Origin of the sequence: Jeotgalibaca sp. A122 (assembly GCF_052266715.1) — a bacterium.
Classification (GTDB): domain Bacteria; phylum Bacillota; class Bacilli; order Lactobacillales; family Aerococcaceae; genus Jeotgalibaca.
In genome coordinates this window covers 179,055-200,002 of the sequence record NZ_JBQPRB010000004.1, presented here as the reverse complement: position 1 = coordinate 200,002, position 20,948 = coordinate 179,055, and the positions used below count along the sequence as shown (strand labels likewise).

Here is a 20,948-nt window from a genome sequence, read left to right as displayed (position 1 = left end):
CCTGGCCCTTTTTGTATTTAAAACGCAAATTCTTCCAAGAAAATCCGTTCTGGATCAACATGATTATCTGCCAACATTTTTTTAGCGGCATTCAGCATCGGAGGTGGCCCACAAATATAATAATGGGCTTCATCATAAAGATCTCCCGCACCAATTTCCTGTAAATATTTGGGGGAAATGAATCCATGGGCATACCCTGGCACTTCCTCATTGCTGAAGATAAAATGATAAGTGAAATTAGGGAATTCTTTTTCCAGTCGGTCCAATTCTTCGACCAACATAATATCCTCTTTAGTAGCCAAGCCCCAGACAAAGAAAATGCGCCGATCGGATTTATTCGCGATTTCGTGGCGTAAAATGCTCAAGTTGGGTGTAACACCGATACCACCGGAAAGAAGAACCATCGGCGTTCTAGACATTGCAGCGTCTTTAGGGAAATAATCCCCATAAGGGCCATCTAGAGTCACTTTATCACCGGACTTGACTTGATTGAGGGTCCGGGTGAAGTCACCTGACTCTTTGATAATCATTTGGAGTTTTTCCTTGCTGTGTTCAGGGGAACTCGAGAGGGAAAAGGGGTGACTTTCATTTGCTACATCTGAATCGACAAACCTCAGGAAGGCATATTGTCCTGCTTTATATGTCAGAACAGGTTGATTGTCAGCCGGAATTAATTCGAGCTGGTATAAGCTTTGGGTCGGCTTGCTAATGCTGTGGACGCTATACCTTGGTAAACGCATCAAGTTTATTTTGTAGATAGCATACCAACCTAAAACCACAATAGTGTAGGTAGTCAATAAGGTCATGAATATGGCATTTGAGGAGACGAAACGCAAGTTGAACAAGTGGAAATATATGGCCACGATTGCCAATAATGATAAACGGTGCAACCATAATTGCCGCTCACGTTTATATATAGTATCTTTCCGTTTCATTAATTTTTTGGAGCGCTTGATGAAGGTGTTGGAGAGCACAAAAACACCTGTCAATATGACGATAAGGAGCGAGAAAGCCCCGATAAAACCAAAAAGTGAGGCAGTGGATACTTGACCGGAAAAAATAACGGCGAAACCATTCCATTGATTCAGGAAGTGAATGAGGACCGCTAAGAGTGCTGCCATTCCCATAAAGCCGTGGACCGCATATAAATTTGGCAGGCCGATATGGTGCTCGATGACCTTGATTCTAACGGAAATCAACACTTGGGTCAGCATAAGGGAATAAGCAAACAAACCGCAAGCAAATGAAACGAGTACTTGCCATGAACCCGGGGTCCATTCCAACAAAAGGGTGCCTAATAAACTAATGAAAATAAGCAATGCCAAACTTGGGAAAAGTAGACGCATATATATTTTAGTCATATCTATTCCTCCAATAGGAAAATTACCTGTCCTACACTGTTAAACGACATGATTATTATGCAATTATTGTATCATTAACGACTTTTTATTAAAATTTTTATACTCATCGACACCTTTCTTAAAAATGATAAATATACTATAATCAAAATAGTGATAATTTGGAGGGAGCATTATTAATGAAACAACCAGACTTAACAGTAACGAGTAAATCACTTATTGAAGTGGATGGATTCAAATTTAAAGATTTAAATGGAAACGGTATCTTGGATGCTTATGAGGATTGGCGGTTGACAAGCGAAGAACGTGCTAAAGATTTAGTTAGCCAAATGACTACTGATGAAAAAGTGGGTATGATGCTCATCAACCAAATGAATATGGGTAAAGCGAAAAAAGAAGGCGACAATACACAAGTTTTGGATGAAGAATTCGAAAAGGCTGATGGCTCACCAATGAAACGTCGCGATAAGTACCCTTCGACAGAAACAATGGAACGATTGAAATTACGTCATTTCATTTTGCGCGACAATATGCCAAGCGAAGATATTGCGGAATGGGTTAACAAAGTTAATGAAGTAGCGGAGGCAACACGCTTAGGAATTCCGGCTCTTATTGCATCGAACTCTCGTAATGAAAACAGTGACGTTACCATTGAAGGTGATAAAACAGAAGGTAGTTTCTCACTCTACCCAGGAACATTGGGAATAGCGGCTGCTGTCCAAGGTGAGTTATCAGCTGATGCTGATTATACATTAGTGGAGGAATTTGCTGAAACGGTGCGTAAAGAGTGGTTGGCTGCAGGAATCCGCAAGGGGTACATGTATATGGCCGATATTGTAACAGATCCAAGATGGCAACGGTCGTATGGGACATTCGGTGAAAATCCTGATTTGGTTGGAGAGATCATTAGCCGCTTGATTCCGGGTATCCAGGGAGAGAAACTGTCTGAAGATTCCATTGCGATGACAATCAAGCATTTCCCGGGTGGTGGACCACGTGAAAATGGGTTTGATCCGCACTACTTAGCCGGTAAATGGAATGTATACCGCACTCCTGGCAGTTTGGAAGATTATCATTTACCACCGTTTACTAAAGCAGTAGAAAAAAACCCCAGCTCCATCATGCCTTATTATTCTGCACCAAGCATTGAAAAAAGTCATTGGCAAGCAATTGAGGGGGAAATTGTACCCTTTGAAGAAGTGGGAATGGCTTTTAATGCGTATATGCTCCAAACTTTATTGCGGGATAAACTTGGCTTCAAGGGCTATGTTAACTCTGATTCCGGAGTAACAGATAATACGGCTTGGGGAATGGAAGAGGCAAGTGTTCCGGTTCGTTTTGCCAAAGTTGTGAATGCTGGAACGGACATTATTGGCGCAACTAATGATGTCGGGAATTTAAAAGCAGCTGTTGTGAAGAACTTCATTGCACCCCAACGTATCGACCAAGCAAACGTACGGTTGTTGAAGGAAATGTTTGATCTCGGGTTGTTTGATGATAAGACATACGTGGATGTCGAAGCTGCGAAAGCTGTTCGTTTAGAGCAAGCAGGTAGAGAAAAAGCTTATGAAGCTCATCTTAAATCCGTGACATTATTGAAAAATGAAGCAGGTTTGCCAGTCGGCAAAGACAAAGTTTATGTGGAAGCTTTCCATAAAAACTTGGAAAAAGCAGAAAAAATTACTCGAAATGCACGCGAAGTTGCAAAAGAGTTAGGCATTTCACTCGTTGATGACTATAAGGAAGCTGAGACAGCAATCTTGTTCCTACAACCTGAAAGTGGTGATTACTTCAATGCTACTCCAGGTTTACTGGAACTGGAAATTTGTGAAGATAAGACAAACATTGCCATGAATGGTGATACTTATAAAGAAACGACTCTTTCCAATTATAAGCGCTTTGAAAAAATCGCTGATGAGATGCGAGCAGCCGGGAAGACAGTGGTTGCCAGCGTAAATATCACGTTGCCGTGGATTTTAGGAAATGTAGAGCCAAAGGTAGATATTTTAATCGCTGGCTATGATACCTTCCTTAAGGCACAGCTGGAAGTTTTAATTGGCAATTATCAACCAAAAGGTAAATTGCCGCTGACTTTGCCGAAAAATACGGCTGTTATTGCGGTAGACGAACATGGCGTTTGTGTATCCCGCAATGATGTTCCGGGATATGACAAGGACAAATACTTCCGTGAAGGCATGACCTATGCTTATGAAGATACATCGGGAAATGTTTATAAATTTGGATATGGCTTAACTAAATAATAACGAAAGTCAGAGCGGAAATAGATCGCTTTGACTTTTTTCTTTTACGGATTATTCTCTAATCTTTTGCTGAACCGGTGTTTCTCATCATCAACAAATATAAAAAAAGTTTCATTTCTCATAAAGCCGAGGCGTCAACTTTTGTAAACGCTAACTAATTCAAAACCAAAATTATGATTAAAAATAAATTAAAAAATGGTTTGACATTCTCATTTTGTAAAGGTAAAGTAAGGGCACTAAAGAACAGACAAGGAGCGTTAACTATGACGAACAAGCAAACCTATTTCGCAAATCCGAATAATAACGCTCATGCAGCAATTATTTTATTAATTAAGCCCTAGGATTCTAACTATTAAATTAGTTGAGTCCTCATTTGTGTACCATTGAGGGCTTGGCATTTCTGAAGCCCTTCGATGCGAAGGGCTTCTTTTTTTATTTGCTGGTCTGAGAACTTGAGTATTGCTTACGAACTATTTGGAGGTGTCAGCATGAAAAAATATTTATGGAAAAGGTTTATGATTGGATTCGTTGTTCTATTTTTTATCACTTTTCTGTCTTATATGATTATTAACTTTGCACCAGGAGATCCGGCAACCTTATATGTGAGTGCCGATGCTACTGAAGAGCAAATCAATCAAGTGAGAGAAAGCTTAGGTCTGGATAAACCCCTCCTGATTCGTTACGGCTATTGGCTAAAAGAGCTCCTGCAAGGAAACTTAGGTAATTCGTTTGCGACTCGCCAACCGGTTATGAACATTCTGATGGAAAGAGTAGGCCCGACCGTAATCTTGATGGGGTCATCCCTAGTGGTGGCATATCTGATTGCTATCCCACTCGGAATCTACAGTGCTGTTAAGCAAAACACTTGGGTGGATTACCTTATCACAGGTTCATCGATTATGGGTGTATCCATTCCAAATTTCTTTTTCGGATTATTCATGATTTACATCTTTGCCGTTCAGCTGAAATGGTTACCTACTGGCGGGATGCAAGTTTTGGGATCAGATGGCGGGTTTTGGGAAAGAGTTCAGCATCTCATCTTACCGGTTGCCGTTATTGCCTCTACCATTTCAGCCAATATGGTTCGTTATGTGCGTTCAACCATGATTGATATTTTTGGGGAAAATTATTTAAGAACAGCTAAAGCTAAAGGATTGAAACCGAGTCAGATTATCTTTAAACATGGTATCCGGAATGCCTTGGTTCCTATCATTACCATCATTGCATCTGATATTCCAAAATTAATAGGTGGCGCGATTGTTACCGAACAAATTTTCCAATGGCCCGGACTTGGAGCCCTGACCATTAGCTCAATCCAATCAAGGGACTACAATGTTTTAATGGCAATTACACTGATTTCAGCCATCTCAGTATTGGTCGCAAACATCTTGATGGATATATTTTATGCCGTAGCTGATCCACGGATTCGTTACAGAGAAGGGTAGGGATAATCAATGGCTTCAATCACGACAGATTTTCAACGCGTTAAAAATGACGATACCCTGTTTCCTCAAGAACAGAGTGTTGCACAAACAGTAAAAACGGAAAGTAACCGTCAAATTGTCCTGAAACGATTTATGAGACACAAACCCGCTGTTATGGGATTGACCGTTTTAACCGGCATGATTCTAGCAGCCGTGTTCGCACCCATGATTACACAATTTGATCCCACTTTGATTACGCCAGATTTCGAGGCCAAACCAGATGCGACTTATTGGTTGGGGACCGATGCGATAGGCAGAGATGTCTTTAGCCGCTTGATTTATGGTTCCCGTGTCTCCTTGTTTGTGGGTGTTAGTTCGGTAGCGATTTACACCGTTATCGGAACGACACTGGGATTGGTTGCAGGATTTTTTGGAGGGAAAACAGACAATTTTATTATGCGGATGACAGAAATCATCCAGTCATTTCCATCCTTCATGGTTATCCTCGTCCTCGTCAGCATTATTGGACCCGGAGTATGGACCATTACCTTAGTCTTGGGATTATTGAATTGGGTTCCGTTATGTCGCATCGTGCGCGGAAATGTTTTGACCATCAAAAACACTGAGTATATTCAGGCAGCTATTTCTGTAGGCTACAGCACGTCATATATCTTGTTCAAGGAGATACTACCGAACGTACTCTCCAGCATCTTCGTGAACGCAACCTTCGGAATCGCCAGCGCGATATTGACAGAATCGTCCCTTAGTTTTTTGGGAATGGGAATTCAACCACCAACAGCAAGTTGGGGGAACATGCTCTCCCAAGCCCAATCTTTAACTGTATTATCCAGCCAACCATGGTTGTGGATTCCAGCGGGAATTATGATTGTGCTCGCAGTTTTATCTATCAACTTCATCGGTGATGGCTTAAGAGATGCCTTTGACGGCACGACAAACTAAAAATTGGAGGAATGAAAATGAGAAGAATGAATAAAAGATTTATCGGTTTTATGATGACGGCGAGTATGATGGTGTTGGCTGCTTGTGGGAACACAGATGCAGCAGAGGAAGGCACCTCAGGAACGGAAACAGCCAGTAGTTCAAAAACTTCAAGCGACACCCTTTATGTTGGTGTGACGAATCCGATGGGTAACTTGAGTCCAATCAATGCCAGTGGTGTTTCAACCAGATGGGTACAGCGTTATTACTTCGATACGCTTTTGGAAATGACGAGTCCATTGGAATTTGAACCAAAACTGGCCGATTCATTCGAAACAACGGACAACCAAACATATACGGTAAAGCTTAATCCGAACGCAACTTGGACGGATGGCACACCAATCACAGCCGATGATGTAGTCTTCTCATTGAATCTTTTTGCTAATCCAGAAGTTCAGACCACCGGACTCTATTTAACGGCACTGGAAGGCGTGAATAATTCCGGAAAATTGGAAGAAGGAACGGAAATTCCGAACCTTGTTGCGGTGGATGAACATACGGTAACTTTCAAAACGAAAACCCCAACTGACCCGAACTATGTTAAAGAAATGATTGGAACAAACATTTTTGTCCAACCTAAACATGTGGTAGAAGGCATTCCCTTTGCGGAATTGGATGCATCTGATGCTTTCACAAAACCATCCGTAACGAGCGGACCTTACAAATTTGTTGAATACGTACAAGATTCCCATATGGAGTTGGCTGCCAACGAAGATTATTATCGTGGGGCACCAAAAGTTTCTTCCGTATTCATCCGCGTTATGTCGGGTACAAACTTGGCAACGGAGTTGCAAACGGGTGGGGTCACCATGAATGCGAGTGGTGGAATCGGAGAAATTGCCATTTCCGATATCGATATGGTTTCCGGTGTAGAAGGTGTGACGCTTGAAACACAGCCTTCCTGGACAGCACAGTATATGTATATCAATACAACCCGTTATGATGAAAACATTCGTTTGGCAATGTCCCACGCGGTAAACCGTGACACAATCGTAGACAATCTGCTCCAAGGAAATGCGGATGTTATTGCGAGTCCATATTCGGCAGCGAGCCCTTATTATAACGACGATTTGAGTCCGTTGGCATATGACCCAGAAAAAGCAAAAGACTATATCGCAAAATCAGAATATAACATGAGCGAACCAATTGAATTGATGGTTCCAACAGGAAACAAAGTGCGTGAACAATCCGCTAACTTGATTGAGCAGGAACTGGAAGCAGTTGGTTTTACCGTTGAACAAGTTACTTACGACTTCCCGACTACTTTGGAAAAAGCGCGTGCTGCTGATTTTGATTTGTACCTAGGTGGAATTGCAGTCCCGGTTGACCCGGATTTGGCAAGTTACTTCGGTTCAGAAGGCGGCTCCAACTATGCACATATCCAAGATGCTGAAATCGATGCCATGCTGGAGGCAGGGAAATCTGAAACGGACAGTGCCAAACGGAAAGAAATCTATGACGCTTTCCAAGTTATGTTGCAAGAAAAAGCACCAATCGTTCCGCTATATTCCCAACACGATATCGTCATCAAACAAGATAATTTGACTGGTGGTATTAAGGAATACTGGGGTGGCTCATTGTACGATGTACATGAATGGACATTGGATTAATTAAATGGAGGTAGAAGCATGACAAGAACCTATCAAACAACAGCTATTGAATCGGCTCAGGAAATGGCCCATAAAAGAATGGAAGAATTTGAAGACTATTTACGTCTGGAGTCTATTTCAACAGCAAACAGACAAATTCCCGAAACAGTTGCCTACGTGAAAGCATTAATCGAAAAAACGGGGGGAGAAGTCCAAGTCCTGGATGACTTGGGCGGAAATCCAGTTATATATGGCTTCTTCGCTGCTTCACCTCAAGGGAATAGTGAACGGACGCTTCTTTTCTACAATCATTACGACGTTCAACCGCCCGAACCACTTGAAGAATGGCTAACAGAGCCTTTTGAACCAACTGTTAGCGATGGCGTCCTTTATGCGCGTGGTGTATCTGATAACAAAGCCAACTTCATGGCCCGCTTAAATGCTCTTTCAGTACTGAGAGAAGCAGGCGGCTTTCCTTGCAACGTGAAATTTTTATTGGAAGGAGAAGAAGAAATCGGCAGCCCCAATTTGGGAAGGTATATTGAAAAGTATGCGGATTTATTCAAAGCAGATGCATGTATTTGGGAAGCGGGATCCAAAGATAAGTACGAAAACTATGTCGTGAGTGCCGGTATGAAAGGCATCGCCTACTTTGATTTAGAAGTAGATACAGCAAGTATTGATATCCACTCTTCCATGGCAGCGATTGTGGATAATCCAGCATGGCGTTTGATTCACGCTTTGGAATCAATGAAAAACAGTAATAATGAAATCGTGGTTGAGGGCTTCCATGATGGTATCCAGCCATTATCAGAAAAAGATAAATTAGCCGCAGCCACCCTGCCTTTCGAACCTGACCAGGTTGTCGAACAATACGGATTGACCGGTAAATTCATTACTGATGGCACAGATGTAACTCCGACAGAAGCGTTGGCGTTCTATCCAACAATGACCGTATGTGGCTTCTCCAGTGGCTACACGGGACCGGGCATTAAAACGGTTTTACCACGTTCGGCTAAAGCGAAACTGGATTGCCGACTTGTACCGGGGCAAAGTCCTGAAAAAGTTCGCGACAGTGTTCGTCGCCATCTGGATGAAAAAGGTTTTGAAGATGTCCGTTTAACGATGATTGCGGCAGAAGGGGCCCAACGTACCTCAGTCGAAGATCCGTTTATCCAGACAGTGGTTCAAACTGCGCAAACAGTTTATGGTGATAAAAATCCGGTCATCGTTTCGCCAAGCATGGCGGGAACAGGACCGAGTGAATTGTTTGAAAAATATTTGCACCTACCGATCGCAGGTGTTGGTGCAGGTTGGGCCCATTCAGGCGCACATGCCCCAAATGAAAATATTCGTTTGGAAGATTTTTACGAAAATATTGCACATATGGTGACCTTGATGGAAGTGTTTGGCAGTTAGAGAGAAGGAATAGGTGAGGATATGCATAAAAAGCTTTTGGAAGTAAAGAATCTGGAAATAGGATTTCGTACATATGCGGGGGAGGTTCAAGCGGTCAGAGGTGTTAACTTTGATTTGTACAAAGGAGAAACATTAGCGATTGTGGGTGAATCTGGATCAGGAAAATCGGTCTCTACGCAAGCAATCATGGGTTTGTTGGATAAGAAAAATACGATGATTAAAAATGGCGAAATACTCTATTTAGGACAAGATTTACTTAAGTTGAGCGACACAAAAATGCAGGACATCCGGGGAAAAGAAATAGCAACGATATTCCAAGATCCTATGACATCTTTGAATCCGACCATGACTGTCGGCAAACAAATTGCTGAATCGATTATCCAACACCAACGGACCTCTAAGGAGGAGGCTTTGGAAAAAGCCAAAGAGCTTCTCGAAATGGTTGGGGTGAAGGACTTTGAAAATCGGATGCATCACTATCCGCATCAATTTTCCGGTGGGATGCGGCAACGGGTCATGATAGCAATCGCCCTGGCCTGTAAGCCTAAAATCTTGATTGCCGATGAACCGACGACTGCATTGGATGTGACAATACAAGCGCAAATTTTGGAACTCATGAATGATTTGAAAGATAAAATTGATACATCCATTATTTTTATAACTCATGATTTGGGTGTTGTAGCCAATATGGCGGACCGCGTAGCTGTTATGTATGCGGGTAAAATCGTGGAGTGTGGCACAGTGGACGAAATTTTTTATAATCCTCAACATCCGTATACATGGGGCTTATTGGCATCCATGCCGACGATTGAAAATGTCGATAACGCTCTTTATTCCATTCCAGGGACACCGCCAAACATGCTCAATCCACCAATAGGGGATGCGTTTGCGGAAAGGAATGTTTATGCATTGGCGATTGATTTCAAGGAAGAACCACCTGTTTTTCCTGTTTCCAAAACCCATTTCGCGGCAACGTGGCTTCTGCATCCAGAGGCGCCGGCAGTAACACCACCTGCGGAAATTGTACGTCGCTATAAACTATATCAAGATAACCTAAAAGGAGGGACGAACGTTCATGGCACAAACAAAGAAAAAGTTGCTGGAAGTCAGCAACCTTAATCAGTTTTTCAACGCAGGAAAACCCAATGAAGTAAGAGCAGTGAATGATTTGTCCTTTTTTATTTATGAAGGTGAAACGTTTGGTCTGGTGGGTGAATCCGGATCGGGCAAATCGACGACCGGGAAGCTGGTTTCCAAACTTCAGGAAGCCACTTCCGGTGCCATCAAATTTGATGGCACCGACATCAGCTCGGTAAAAAAACGGCGCGAACTTCAAGCATTCCGCAAATCTGTTCAGATGGTCTTTCAAGATCCTTATGCATCATTAAATCCCCGTAAAACGGTTATGGAAATTATTGGTGGCGGACTTGAAGTGCATGGCTTGGTAAAAACACAAGCTGAAAAACAAGCGAAGGTTTTTGAACTACTTGAGCTAGTGGGTTTGAACCCCGAATACGCAACGCGCTATCCACGTGAGTTTTCTGGTGGCCAGTGCCAACGGGTGGGGATTGCCCGAGCTTTAGCGGTTGATCCCTCGTTTATTATTGCAGATGAGGCAATATCGGCACTGGATGTTTCCATCCAGGCCCAGATTGTTAATCTTCTTATCAAACTGAAAGAAGAACGTAATCTGACCTATCTTTTCATCGCACATGATTTGTCGATGGTAAAGTACATCAGTGACCGTATCGGTGTGATGAATGGCGGCCGGTTGCTGGAAGTTGCACCGGCAGATGCTCTTTATACAACGCCTTTGCATCCATACACGGAATCTCTCTTGTCGGCTGTTCCGCTTCCTGACCCAGTTAAGGAGCGCCAGCGCCGACGTATTGCTTACGACGAAACATTCCACCAATATGAGAACGAAAGCGACGTTGGACTGTATGAAATTGCACCGGAACATTACGTCTATTGCAAGAAACAGGAAATTCCTTTTTTAAGAAAAAAACACGAGAAAATGACTGCGCAAGCGCGAGCTTTCGAGAAAGAAGGTAAGGCATGGAACATGTAAAAATGACAGCAACAAATACTTACGAACGTTGGGCAGAAGAATTGGAGGAGAATTATACGGAAACGGTGGCGATGAGACGCCATTTGCATCAGCATCCGGAACCTTCCTTTGAAGAAAAAGAAACGGCGGCTTATATTGTCAATAAATTACGTTCTTTTGGCATTACGGATATTCAGGAGAATGTTGGCAATGGCTATGGAATCGTGGCAAAAATCGTTGGTGCTTATCCAGGCCCGACCCTTGCCTTCCGAGCGGACTTTGATGCACTTCGTATCCATGAAGAAAATGATGTGCCTTATAAGTCCCAAAATCCAGGCGTCATGCATGCTTGTGGCCACGATTCCCATACGGCAACGTTATTGAGTGTGGCGCAAGTACTAGCCAAATCTGCTGACGAATTACATGGTAATGTCGTTTTAATTCATCAAAATGCCGAGGAAGTTTTGCCAGGAGGGGCCAAAAGCATGGTCGAAGCCGGTGCAATGGATGGTGTTGATTATGTATTTGGTCAACATATTCAATCGTTACTGGAAGCAGAAACGATTGGCTATACACCAGGATATGCCATGGCGGCAGCTGATTTTTTCAATATTTCCATTCAAGGAAAAGGTGGACATGGCGCTTATCCGCATGAGACTGTCGATTCCGTCATTATTGCTACAAAATTAGTGGATGCCTTGCAAACTTTGGTAAGTCGGGCTGTTAATCCGTTGCATCCAGCGGTTGTTACTGTTTCAACTGTCCAAGCGGGGGGTGAAGCGAATAATATTATCGCGGATACTGCTTTGATCAAGGGAACGATCCGGACTTATCATGAAGAAGCGCGTGAAACGATTCGTAAAGAGATGGCTGTCATGGCGGATAGCATTGCTTCCATGTATCATGGAACAAGTGAGTTAACGTATGTTCGTGGTTATGATGCCGTGTATAATCATCCGGAAGAAACCTCCCGTTTTGTGGAATTGATGAAACAAAAATTTGGTGAGGAACGCGTCGTTGAACGTGAGCCTTCGATGGGCGGTGAAGATTTTGGCTATTTCACGAAAGTTCGTCCAGGAACTTTCTTCAATGTGGGTGCTTTCAATCCTGAATACGATGCAACTTTTCCGCACCATCATCCCCGTTTTAACATCGATGAAAAAGCGATGCTGGTTGCAGGTAAGGCCTTCCTGGCAATTGCAGATGATTATTTAATTAAAGAATAAAAGTAACAGAGTCCATTGTGTTGGTGAATCGACATGATGGACTTTTTGCGTCGCGATATACTATGATAAATGGAAAGACGAAAAAAGGAAGCGATCAGAGTGAAGCAAAGAGATATGAGAATGTTTGAACCTTTTACATTTCCAAACGGGGTTACGATTGAGAACCGGATTATCATGGCGCCGATGACAACCAATTCATCCTTCGTGAACGGAATGTTGACAACGGACGAGCTAGCCTATTATAAACGTCGTACGAAAGGGTTGGGCGCCGTTATCACCTCCTGTGCCCAAGTAATGGAGAATGGCCGTTTTGCCGGCTCTTTAAGTGCAGCGTCCGATGAAATGATTCCGAGTCTGCGCAAACTTGCAGATACCATTCATCACAACGGTACGAAAGCGATATTGCAGATTTTTCACGTGGGAAGGATGGGATCTCGGGAAACATTGAAAGGGCTCCAAACCGTCAGTGCCAGTGCCGTTGCGCCTTTACGTGAAAAGGCTGAAGAACCACGTGCTCTGGAAGAAGAAGAGGTTGAAGAAGTGGTAAACGCTTTTGGAGAAGCCACCAGACGAGCCATCGAGGCCGGGTTTGATGGTGTCGAGTTGCATGGCGCCAATACTTATTTAATCCAACAATTCTTCTCTCCTCATTCAAATAGAAGAGAGGATCAGTGGGGCGGAACGTTAGAAAAAAGGATGGCGTTTCCTCTTGCCGTAGTAGAAGTGGCAAAAAAAGCTATCACTAAGCATGCAACTAAACCATTTATTCTAGGCTACCGTATCTCACCAGAAGAATTAGAAGAGCCAGGTATTACGTTGGATGACACCATGCTATTATTAGATGAACTGGGCAAGACGGGATTGGATTATCTCCACGTTTCATTGGGGCATTATAATCAATCCTCTATGCGGGATAAGACGGATAAAACGGCTCTCCTTTCGAAAATAATTACACACATTGGCGACCGTATCCCAGTAATAGGGGTTGGACAAGTTAAGTCAGCGGAAGACATTAATCACGTATTGAAAATGGGTGCACCGTTAGTGGCTGTCGGGCGCCAATTGATTGTTGATCCGGATAGCGTGGAGAAAATCCGTAAAGGAAAAGAATTATTAGCCACTATTTCCGAAGAAAATCGCGAGGATTTAGTGATTCCCGATATGATGTGGGAATACCTGCATGGTCGTCCCGGATGGCTCCCCTTTGAATAAACAGAGAAACCGCCTTGCTCCAAGAAATTGGAGCAGGGCGGTTCAATTTTATTTGTCTTTATCTTCTTCATCTTTTTTTGCTAATTTGTCGGCCGCGTCGAGGTTAAAATGTTCAAAATCTTCCGGAACAACATCGGCTTCTTTTTCTTCTTCAGTCGGTTCTTTTTTTAAGTCTTCGTCATCAACCAGGGCATCGGGATGAAGAACGGGATTGACAATTTTAGGAATATCTTCTCTGTTTTGCATCTCTGCCACCTCCTTTTTCGCTCTATTTTCCCTAACTATAACATTATAAGAAAGCGTTTCCTAGCGAGATGGTCAGTAGAAGGGATTACGATTCTGTTACAGGCCTGCGATGATGGATGCAGCGATTCCAGCCAAAACGACAGAACCAATGGATACAGTGACGAATCCCGCCACCAGCATTTTAGGGAGAATGTGATTCCGGATGGCATCGCGCTCCTCGTCCGTTGTGCCGATAGCTTGGGTAACTTCCTGTGACACGATGAAAGTGCCCGGGAAGCCAAACAAGGCGGATATGCCGATTCCAAAACTCATCCACATGGACATTTTTAAAATTTTGCTTGCAACAAATGTGAAAAGCAGGATTCCGATAGAACCAAAACAAAGTGCCACCAAAATACTCGGCAAAAGACCAAAAACGATTTCTGGCGTGGCGGCTGCCAATGTGGACAGGATAACCGAAGTCAAAGCCGCCATTCCCAAGCCAAATGAATTACCTTTGACCAGAATGTTATTATCAAGGAATCCCAATTCACTGAAGACAATTCCCAGCAATAGGGCCATGATGTTTGCGTCCATCAAACGGAACCCGACACCATCATTTATCCAGGTGGCAACGTAAGCCGCGAGTAAAGCGATCAAGGCTGTCTTAGCCAGAAAATAGTTGCTTGACTCGTAAGCAGTAGGGGCTTGGGGGAACAGTTTTTTCTTTTCAACCTTTTCTTCGGTTGCTGTTTCAGCCTGCACGGGGGCAAGGCTTCCGGCAATAAATTGTTCCCGGACGATTGTTGCTTCTTTCTTCAAGAAAAATGATGCCAATGGATAACCGACAAAACCTTGGACAACAACCAGCAACGAGGCCAAAACGGCCAAGTCTTCACGTCCTAGGAAATTTGCGGCTTCAGCCATCTGGATTCCCGCAATCACACCCCCGGAAACAGGTGGTGCAGCAACCAATGCTGCTTCCAGCCCGATAATAGGAGACCCCAAAAGGACGATGCCGACCGAAACACCGACAATAGCTAACAAGGCAATAATGACCGTTTTCCATTGTTCTTTCAGTTGTTTAATATTCAACAGAGTTCCCATGTGCACCAATAGCATGGTAATCATGACCTGTCCTAATGCAAGCAAATTAGAATCAGCAAAAATCGTGGTCGGCAAACCGGACCAAAAAGCAGTTATAAAGAATACAGAAGCGAAAAAGAGCATGGAAATGATACTTTTCGTCTTGACCGCCAGCATATCACCGATGGCGAAGACGACTAAAATGATTGTTAAAGCCAAAAGACTGTTCATGATTGAACCTCCAAATAAAAGTTGTGTATAAATGTTTCTTCTAATCTTATTATAATATAAGTAAATCGTCAATTTACATTAGCTTATGAAAAAGAAATAACCATTTGACATTTAAAAGGATTCGCTTTAATCTAAATTGGAGCATGATTAAAAAAAGGTTAAAAAGGGGTCATTAATCGTATGGTACAAAATGCTATTGAAACAACAATAAAAGAATTCCTTCACGAAAACGAGGAACTGATGATTGCTTTTCGCCGGGACTTACATCGTTTTCCGGAATTGTCCTTTGAAGAAGTAGAAACGACTCGAAAAGTTGCTGAAAAATTGGATGCATGGGGTGTTAGCTACCGTCTGACCGAACCTACCGGATTGATTGCAGAAATCGTAGGCGGAAAACCAGGCAAAACAGTTGCCTTGCGTGCAGATATGGATGCATTATCCGTGCAAGAATTATCAGACGATTTAGAGTATCGTTCAACCACTGAAGGAAAAATGCATGCTTGCGGGCATGATGCACATACATCCATGTTATTGGCTGCTACTAAAGCTTTGAACAGTGTGAGAGAGCATATTCCGGGAACTGTTCGCTTGTTATTCCAACCAGCGGAAGAAATTGCTGAAGGTGCGAAAAAAATGATTGAGCAAGGAGCTATTGACGGTATTGATAATGTCTTTGGTATCCATATTTGGGCACAGGGACCAGCCGGGAAAGTTTCTTGTCCGGTAGGTCCATCGTTCGCAGCTGCTGATATTTTTAAGGTCCACTTTAAGGGCAAAGGGGGCCATGCTGCAACACCACATTTGACTATCGATGCAGCCGTGATTGCAGGGCAATTCATTACTGATGTTCAATCAATTGTTTCACGTAAAGTTGATCCATTGAAACCAGCTGTTGTCACAATCGGCAAAGCAACGATTGGACAACGATTCAATGTCATCGCGGAAGATGCTTATATGGAAGGAACAGTTCGGACTTTCCATAATGATATCCGTCAAACGATTGAAGATACATTGCGAGCATATGCAGTTGCTTTGGCGGAAGCGAACGGCGCAACGGTGGAGTTCGAGTACATTCGAATGACCGAACCAGTTGTTAACGAAGAAAGAACAGCGCATCTCGTTCAGAGAGTAGCGGAAGATGCTTTTGGAAGAAATAATTTATATTCAGAGCCACCAACAATGGGTGCAGAAGACTTTGGTTATTACATGGCTGAATGTACAGGGGCTTTTGCTTTAGTAGGTGCCGGAAACGAAGAAAAAGGCACGACTTGGCCACATCACCATGGGCGCTTCAATGTTGACGAAGAAGCTATGATAGTTGGTGCCGAATTATATGCCCAATATGCGTTAGCATATTTGAGCCAGGATGAATTTTAATAAGCAGATAAAAAAACCGACAGAGTTTCTGTCGGTTTTTTTAGTTTATGTAAATGGGACTTAAGGCGCAACCAATTCTGGTTTCAGTTGGTTATAATGAAAAAAGAAAGGGGTGAGCCAAGATGACAGAAAAACAGATTATTGAAACCAACCGCAATGTTATTCGCCTATTCACTGTAATGGGCATCCTTTTATCCGTTGGATTGGCTTACTATACCTATCAAATCGGCTATAATGAAATATTGTCCGGTACACAAGCCCTCATATTCAGAATGGGAATCTTGGGACCCATTATATTTATCCTCTTACAAATGTCCCAAGTGATCTATCCCATCGTGCCGGGAGGGATTATTCTCATTATCGCCCCTTTACTATTTGGTAATCTTTGGGGGTTTATCCTGAGTTTCATCGGTGTGACATTGGGGTCGATAGCCAACTTTTTCTTGGCCCGTCGGTTTGGAAAAACGTTTGTCCGCGCTTTTGTTCAAGAAGAAACCTATCAAAAATATTACGCCATTCTAACCAAAGGAAAACGATTTGATATTTTTCTGGGGGTCGCTTTTGCTTTTCCTGGCTTTCCGGATGATTTTTTATGCATGTTGGCTGGCATTACGGCGATGACTTTCAATCGGTTCATGAAAATTTACCTTTGGACTAAACCATTGAAACTCTTTGTTTATGGCATCGGTGGGGCATCCATTACTGATTGGTTCATGCGTTACCTGGGACTATGATCAGCGTTTTACTTTCATCAATGCTTTGGCGATAATAGGTGCAATGATGGCAGAAGCGACAGCTTCGGCAATCCCGTTCGTAGCTACAACGGCAGCCAGGGCACCCATTAGATTAGCTGAGCTGATTCCCAAGGCCTCAGAGTATTGCTCTCCAAAAAGCAGGGCAATAAAACCGAGAACTAAAATTGTATTTGTAAGTGAACCAACGACAGCTCCAATAACCATACCGCGTTTTTCTTGCCCGCGTTTATTGAATTGTTGGAAAATCCATCCAGCAGTTAAACCAATCAGAATACGGGGAATAAGAGAAATCATGGGATTGGTAAATAATAATAAATCAAGTGGAGAAGTTGGTAAGGTATAGGCTTTTAACATACGTACCAATCCCCAAATCCCACCGACAATCATCCCATCTTTAATGCCCAAAACAAAAGAAGCAACGATAACCGTGATTTGAATAATGGTTGGATTAAGTGGTGGAATCGGAATATTTCCAAGAAACGGGACAAAATTTTGAATGATGATGATAGCTGATAAAATTCCTAAAATGGCGATTCGATAGGTTTTGTTTTTGCTTTCTTTCATGGTTTTATTCTCCTTTGAAATGTTCCTTATATTTTACCAGATTAACTACATGGCGCAAATGATATTTTAGTTATGGTAAAATAGAATTAGATTAAAAGTTTTTATAAAGGAGAGGGAAAATGATGGAAGAATTGAAGAAAATATTTCTAGCTGGTGTTGGCCTGACCTCTATGTCTGTGGAAAAAGCAGAGAAACTGATTAATGAAATGGTAGAAAAAGGGCGGGTAACCGTTCAAGAAGGAAAAGAGCTACAAAGTGAACTGACGCGAAAAGTCACTGACAAACGCCCTATTCAAAAGAGCGAACTAGCTGACCTGGGCTATGCGAAAAAAGAAGACCTTGACGAAGTACATGAAAAATTAGATGCTTTAAGTGCAAAATTGGAAGCGCTGTTGAATAAATAATGGAAATAGGCGGGGGAGAGAACAATGGCAGATGACAAACGCTTGCGGGAAATTGTGCGGGTCCTTTCAAATTACGGATTTCGTTTTGTTTACCACCATAAAGTTCAAAATCGGACAGATGCTGTTGAGATTGATGCAGTTAATTTGCGCAAAGCTTTTGAAAAATTGGGACCAAGCTTTATTAAAATCGGCCAAATTCTCTCTACCCGTCTAGATATTTTACCGCAAGCTTTTGTGGATGAATTGACGCTCTTGCAAGATCGTGCGCCAGAATTCCCATTTTCCGAGGTGGAACGCATTTTTCTTGAGGACACGGGACTGTCTTTGGGCGAAGTCTTTTTGCATTTGGATGAAAAACCGTTAGCGAGTGCCTCGATGGCCCAAGTCCATAAAGGAACGTTGCGAACGGGCGAAGTGGTTATTCTTAAAGTGCAACGCCCGGTTATCGATGAATTACTTATTCGGGATCTGGATATCTTGATTCGCTTGAGTGATTTAATTCCGAAAGGGATTGTCGATGTTATTGACCCCAAGGAAGCTTTCCAGCAAGTGAAAGATGCAACGATGATAGAACTCGATTTTCGTAATGAAGCAAAACTCTTGGTGGAGTTCCAGGAAAAGAATAAGAGTGTAGCTTGCGTGGCAGTGCCTAAAGTGTATGAAGGTTTGACCAGAAGAAGAGTTCTGGTCGAAGAATATATTGAAGGAACAAAGATAACCAATAAGGATGAATTGGAATTGCTTGGTTATGATATGGAAGATATCAGTCAAAAATTGATTCTTTCCTATTTAAAACAAATTTTTAAGGATGGCTATTTCCATGGCGATCCTCATCCGGGGAATATGATTATTAAAGACGGCAAAATCTATTTCATTGATTTCGGTATTATGGGGAAATTGAGTGAAACCTTAAGGCTAGAACTCAATCGTCTAATAGAAGCTTTGGCTTTACAGGATCTCGATATGATGGTCAAGTCTGCTTTGAAGATTGCAACGCCAAGTATGCCCATGGATAAACGTAAACTATACCGTGATTTGGAATACATCTTTGATGTTTATTTGACCTCAGATATGCAAAATGTGCGCATATCCGAAGCATTAATAGACTTCATTAAAATGTTTAAACGCCATAGCATGGTGATTCCCAGTGAGTTGACGATTTTAGCCAAGGCACTTTCAATCCTGGAAGGCGTTTATTTGGATTTGGCACCAGATTTGAATTTAATTCGGACCGCAAAAGAGTATTTGGCTGAAAACATTAATGTCTATACCTTACTAGAAAGATTTGAAAAAGAGAAGGTTTTAGGTAAAGGGTATACCGTCCTAAAAGACGTCAGTGAAATGCCGGAAAATATTTCTACGCTCCTGAAACAAATCATCAATGGTCGTTTGCGTTTGAATATCGATACGGATGATCTGGACGAAAAGTGGGCGGACGTAAAAAAAATGTCGAACCGGGTCGTCATGGCCATCATCATTGTAGGATTATTACTATCTTCCTCTTTCATGTCTTCTACAGAAGGCGGACAGTTGCTGGGGCAAACTGGTTTCGTCGTTTCAGGTTTGTTTGGTATTTGGCTTCTTTACTCGATATTCCGCTCGGGTAATTTGTAAATGAGAATATCATTAAAAATGGTTGAATATAATTGAAAAATATCCAGACCTATTTTAAGATGGATAAGTCCGTAATTTACGGATTAAGGGAAGGGTAGCGAAGTGGCTAAACGCGGCGGACTGTAAATCCGCTCCTTCGGGTTCGGCAGTTCGAATCTGCCCCCTTCCACCATTGGGCTATAGCCAAGCGGTAAGGCAACGGACTTTGACTCCGTCATCGTTGGTTCGAATCCAGCTAGCCCAGTTCAAAATCGAATAATAAGAATGAGTGCGGCGATGAGGAGATTCGAAAATCCTCATCGCCGCTTTTTTTGAGAAAATGCGGCGATGGCTAGCAAAATATTATCCGAACGCCACACTCCACGGTGTTTCTGTGATTAAATAATTCCAATTTGAAATTTCTTAATCCAGGCTATTGATAAAAGCTTGTGAATAATGTACTATACTAAAAGTAAGCGAAATTATTCCCCGGGAGGACAATACATTATGAACGTATTATTAATTAAAGCAAATGACCGTCCAGCAGCAGATAGTGTTTCAAGCCGTATGTATGAAACATTTTTAAATGAGGTACAAAATAAAGAAAACTTGAATGTACGTATTTATGATATTTTTGAAGAAGATATGCCTTATATCGGTCAAGACCTATTTAACGCTTTTGGTAAAGGCGCAATTGGTGGCCAATTAACCGAAACTGAAAAAGCTGTATTAGAAGCAAACAATAAAGCACGCGAAGCATTTACAGAAGCTGATGTTATCGTTATTGCATTCCCATTATGGAACTTAACAATTCCAGCACGTTTACAAACATTCATCGATTACGTATTTGCAGGTGGTTTCACTTTCAAATATGACGCTGAGGGCAACATGGTTCAACTACAACCGAACAAAAAAGTTATTTTATTAAACGCACGTGGTGGCATCTACTCAACAATAGAAACACAGGCGATGGACATGAGTGTAAACTACCTACGTAATGTATTTGGCGGAGTTTTTGGTCAAGAAATTATTGCTGAAGTCGTTATTGAAGGACATAACGCACAACCTGACAAAGCAGAAGAAATCATTGCTGAAGGTTTGGAACGCGTTAAAGAAGCAGCTCAACTTTTATCTAAATAATCAAAAGGCAAGCCCGTTAATTTACGAGGCTTGCC

18 protein-coding genes and 2 tRNA genes are annotated in these 20,948 nt (G+C 42.3%); 16 read left to right on the top strand and 4 right to left on the bottom strand.

All coding sequences use genetic code 11. The annotated features are described in order from the left end of the window. Positions 1-17 precede the first annotated feature (17 nt). Positions 18-1,361 (bottom strand): ferredoxin reductase family protein, encoded by a 1,344-nt coding sequence (locus ACTU7M_RS06515; protein WP_443473577.1) that lies wholly within the window; start codon positions 1,359-1,361, stop codon positions 18-20. A 176-nt stretch (positions 1,362-1,537) separates the two neighbouring features. Between ACTU7M_RS06515 and ACTU7M_RS06510 the strand changes: the two genes are divergently transcribed. The 9 genes from ACTU7M_RS06510 (at position 1,538) to ACTU7M_RS06470 (ending at position 13,538) form a co-directional block, all read left to right on the top strand. Continuing rightward, the gene (locus ACTU7M_RS06510; protein ID WP_443473576.1) at positions 1,538-3,619 is read left to right on the top strand and encodes a glycoside hydrolase family 3 protein; all 2,082 of its coding nucleotides are present in this window, start codon (positions 1,538-1,540) and stop codon (positions 3,617-3,619) included. 488 nt (positions 3,620-4,107) lie between these two features. Then, a complete protein-coding gene (locus ACTU7M_RS06505) occupies positions 4,108-5,064 on the top strand; it encodes an ABC transporter permease (protein ID WP_443473575.1) in 957 nt (318 codons plus the stop codon). A gap of 9 nt (positions 5,065-5,073) precedes the next feature. Next, a complete protein-coding gene (opp4C, locus tag ACTU7M_RS06500; protein ID WP_443473574.1) occupies positions 5,074-6,003 on the top strand; it encodes an oligopeptide ABC transporter permease in 930 nt (309 codons plus the stop codon). Between the two features lie 17 nt (positions 6,004-6,020). Further along, positions 6,021-7,652, top strand: a complete 1,632-nt coding sequence (locus ACTU7M_RS06495) for an ABC transporter substrate-binding protein (RefSeq protein ID WP_443473573.1) — start codon at positions 6,021-6,023, stop codon at positions 7,650-7,652. 18 nt (positions 7,653-7,670) lie between these two features. After that, the gene (locus ACTU7M_RS06490; RefSeq protein ID WP_443473572.1) at positions 7,671-9,050 is read left to right on the top strand and encodes a M20/M25/M40 family metallo-hydrolase; all 1,380 of its coding nucleotides are present in this window, start codon (positions 7,671-7,673) and stop codon (positions 9,048-9,050) included. Positions 9,051-9,071: 21 nt separating this feature from the next. Continuing rightward, positions 9,072-10,169, top strand: coding sequence for an ABC transporter ATP-binding protein (locus ACTU7M_RS06485; RefSeq protein WP_443473571.1), 1,098 nt, complete (start codon positions 9,072-9,074; stop codon positions 10,167-10,169). Next, on the top strand, positions 10,126-11,121 hold the full coding sequence (locus ACTU7M_RS06480; protein ID WP_443473570.1) for an ABC transporter ATP-binding protein: 996 nt from the start codon (positions 10,126-10,128) through the stop codon (positions 11,119-11,121). Before ACTU7M_RS06485 ends, ACTU7M_RS06480 begins: the two co-directional genes overlap by 44 nt. Continuing rightward, positions 11,109-12,326, top strand: coding sequence for a M20 metallopeptidase family protein (locus ACTU7M_RS06475; RefSeq protein WP_443473569.1), 1,218 nt, complete (start codon positions 11,109-11,111; stop codon positions 12,324-12,326). The genes ACTU7M_RS06480 and ACTU7M_RS06475 overlap by 13 nt, the downstream gene beginning before the upstream one ends. 114 nt (positions 12,327-12,440) lie before the next feature. After that, positions 12,441-13,538 (top strand): NADH-dependent flavin oxidoreductase, encoded by a 1,098-nt coding sequence (locus ACTU7M_RS06470; protein ID WP_443473596.1) that lies wholly within the window; start codon positions 12,441-12,443, stop codon positions 13,536-13,538. 48 nt (positions 13,539-13,586) lie between these two features. Here ACTU7M_RS06470 and ACTU7M_RS06465 read toward each other — a convergent pair whose 3' ends face one another. Beyond that, a complete protein-coding gene (locus tag ACTU7M_RS06465) occupies positions 13,587-13,784 on the bottom strand; it encodes a hypothetical protein (RefSeq protein WP_443473568.1) in 198 nt (65 codons plus the stop codon). 96 nt (positions 13,785-13,880) lie between these two features. Further along, on the bottom strand, positions 13,881-15,080 hold the full coding sequence (locus ACTU7M_RS06460; RefSeq protein WP_443473567.1) for a hypothetical protein: 1,200 nt from the start codon (positions 15,078-15,080) through the stop codon (positions 13,881-13,883). Between the two features lie 180 nt (positions 15,081-15,260). Between ACTU7M_RS06460 and ACTU7M_RS06455 the strand changes: the two genes are divergently transcribed. Both ACTU7M_RS06455 and ACTU7M_RS06450 read left to right on the top strand, forming a co-directional pair. Continuing rightward, positions 15,261-16,457: a M20 metallopeptidase family protein gene (locus tag ACTU7M_RS06455; protein ID WP_443473566.1), complete on the top strand. Its 1,197-nt coding sequence runs from the start codon at positions 15,261-15,263 to the stop codon at positions 16,455-16,457. A gap of 122 nt (positions 16,458-16,579) precedes the next feature. Then, positions 16,580-17,191, top strand: coding sequence for a TVP38/TMEM64 family protein (locus tag ACTU7M_RS06450; protein ID WP_443473565.1), 612 nt, complete (start codon positions 16,580-16,582; stop codon positions 17,189-17,191). Here the strand turns inward: ACTU7M_RS06450 and ACTU7M_RS06445 are convergent, their stop codons facing one another. Further along, complete coding sequence (locus ACTU7M_RS06445) at positions 17,192-17,776, bottom strand: ECF transporter S component (protein ID WP_443473564.1); 585 nt, start codon at positions 17,774-17,776, stop codon at positions 17,192-17,194. Between the two features lie 122 nt (positions 17,777-17,898). Here ACTU7M_RS06445 and ACTU7M_RS06440 point away from each other — a divergent pair, with 122 nt between their 5' ends. The 5 genes from ACTU7M_RS06440 to ACTU7M_RS06420 all read left to right on the top strand — a co-directional run bounded on the left by ACTU7M_RS06440 (position 17,899) and on the right by ACTU7M_RS06420 (position 20,913). Further along, positions 17,899-18,180: a phasin family protein gene (locus tag ACTU7M_RS06440; protein WP_443473595.1), complete on the top strand. Its 282-nt coding sequence runs from the start codon at positions 17,899-17,901 to the stop codon at positions 18,178-18,180. Between the two features lie 24 nt (positions 18,181-18,204). Further along, entirely contained in the window at positions 18,205-19,794 is a 1,590-nt protein-coding gene (locus ACTU7M_RS06435) for an ABC1 kinase family protein (protein ID WP_443473563.1), read from the top strand. Between the two features lie 88 nt (positions 19,795-19,882). Continuing rightward, a tRNA-Tyr gene (locus tag ACTU7M_RS06430) sits at positions 19,883-19,966 on the top strand. A gap of 1 nt (position 19,967) precedes the next feature. Beyond that, positions 19,968-20,038, top strand: a tRNA-Gln gene (locus ACTU7M_RS06425). A 242-nt stretch (positions 20,039-20,280) separates the two neighbouring features. Further along, positions 20,281-20,913, top strand: coding sequence for an FMN-dependent NADH-azoreductase (locus tag ACTU7M_RS06420; RefSeq protein ID WP_443473562.1), 633 nt, complete (start codon positions 20,281-20,283; stop codon positions 20,911-20,913). The last annotated feature ends 35 nt before the right edge of the window (positions 20,914-20,948 follow it).

Bases quoted from the DNA above. Each gene is read 5' to 3' on its own strand.
- ACTU7M_RS06515 (WP_443473577.1), bottom strand. From the start codon at position 1,361: ATGACTAAAATATATATGCGTCTACTTTTCCCAAGTTTGGCATTGCTT.
- ACTU7M_RS06510 (WP_443473576.1), top strand. From the start codon at position 1,538: ATGAAACAACCAGACTTAACAGTAACGAGTAAATCACTTATTGAAGTG.
- ACTU7M_RS06505 (WP_443473575.1), top strand. From the start codon at position 4,108: ATGAAAAAATATTTATGGAAAAGGTTTATGATTGGATTCGTTGTTCTA.
- opp4C (WP_443473574.1), top strand. From the start codon at position 5,074: ATGGCTTCAATCACGACAGATTTTCAACGCGTTAAAAATGACGATACC.
- ACTU7M_RS06495 (WP_443473573.1), top strand. From the start codon at position 6,021: ATGAGAAGAATGAATAAAAGATTTATCGGTTTTATGATGACGGCGAGT.
- ACTU7M_RS06490 (WP_443473572.1), top strand. From the start codon at position 7,671: ATGACAAGAACCTATCAAACAACAGCTATTGAATCGGCTCAGGAAATG.
- ACTU7M_RS06485 (WP_443473571.1), top strand. From the start codon at position 9,072: ATGCATAAAAAGCTTTTGGAAGTAAAGAATCTGGAAATAGGATTTCGT.
- ACTU7M_RS06480 (WP_443473570.1), top strand. From the start codon at position 10,126: ATGGCACAAACAAAGAAAAAGTTGCTGGAAGTCAGCAACCTTAATCAG.
- ACTU7M_RS06475 (WP_443473569.1), top strand. From the start codon at position 11,109: ATGGAACATGTAAAAATGACAGCAACAAATACTTACGAACGTTGGGCA.
- ACTU7M_RS06470 (WP_443473596.1), top strand. From the start codon at position 12,441: ATGAGAATGTTTGAACCTTTTACATTTCCAAACGGGGTTACGATTGAG.
- ACTU7M_RS06465 (WP_443473568.1), bottom strand. From the start codon at position 13,784: ATGCAAAACAGAGAAGATATTCCTAAAATTGTCAATCCCGTTCTTCAT.
- ACTU7M_RS06460 (WP_443473567.1), bottom strand. From the start codon at position 15,080: ATGAACAGTCTTTTGGCTTTAACAATCATTTTAGTCGTCTTCGCCATC.
- ACTU7M_RS06455 (WP_443473566.1), top strand. From the start codon at position 15,261: ATGGTACAAAATGCTATTGAAACAACAATAAAAGAATTCCTTCACGAA.
- ACTU7M_RS06450 (WP_443473565.1), top strand. From the start codon at position 16,580: ATGACAGAAAAACAGATTATTGAAACCAACCGCAATGTTATTCGCCTA.
- ACTU7M_RS06445 (WP_443473564.1), bottom strand. From the start codon at position 17,776: ATGAAAGAAAGCAAAAACAAAACCTATCGAATCGCCATTTTAGGAATT.
- ACTU7M_RS06440 (WP_443473595.1), top strand. From the start codon at position 17,899: ATGGAAGAATTGAAGAAAATATTTCTAGCTGGTGTTGGCCTGACCTCT.
- ACTU7M_RS06435 (WP_443473563.1), top strand. From the start codon at position 18,205: ATGGCAGATGACAAACGCTTGCGGGAAATTGTGCGGGTCCTTTCAAAT.
- ACTU7M_RS06420 (WP_443473562.1), top strand. From the start codon at position 20,281: ATGAACGTATTATTAATTAAAGCAAATGACCGTCCAGCAGCAGATAGT.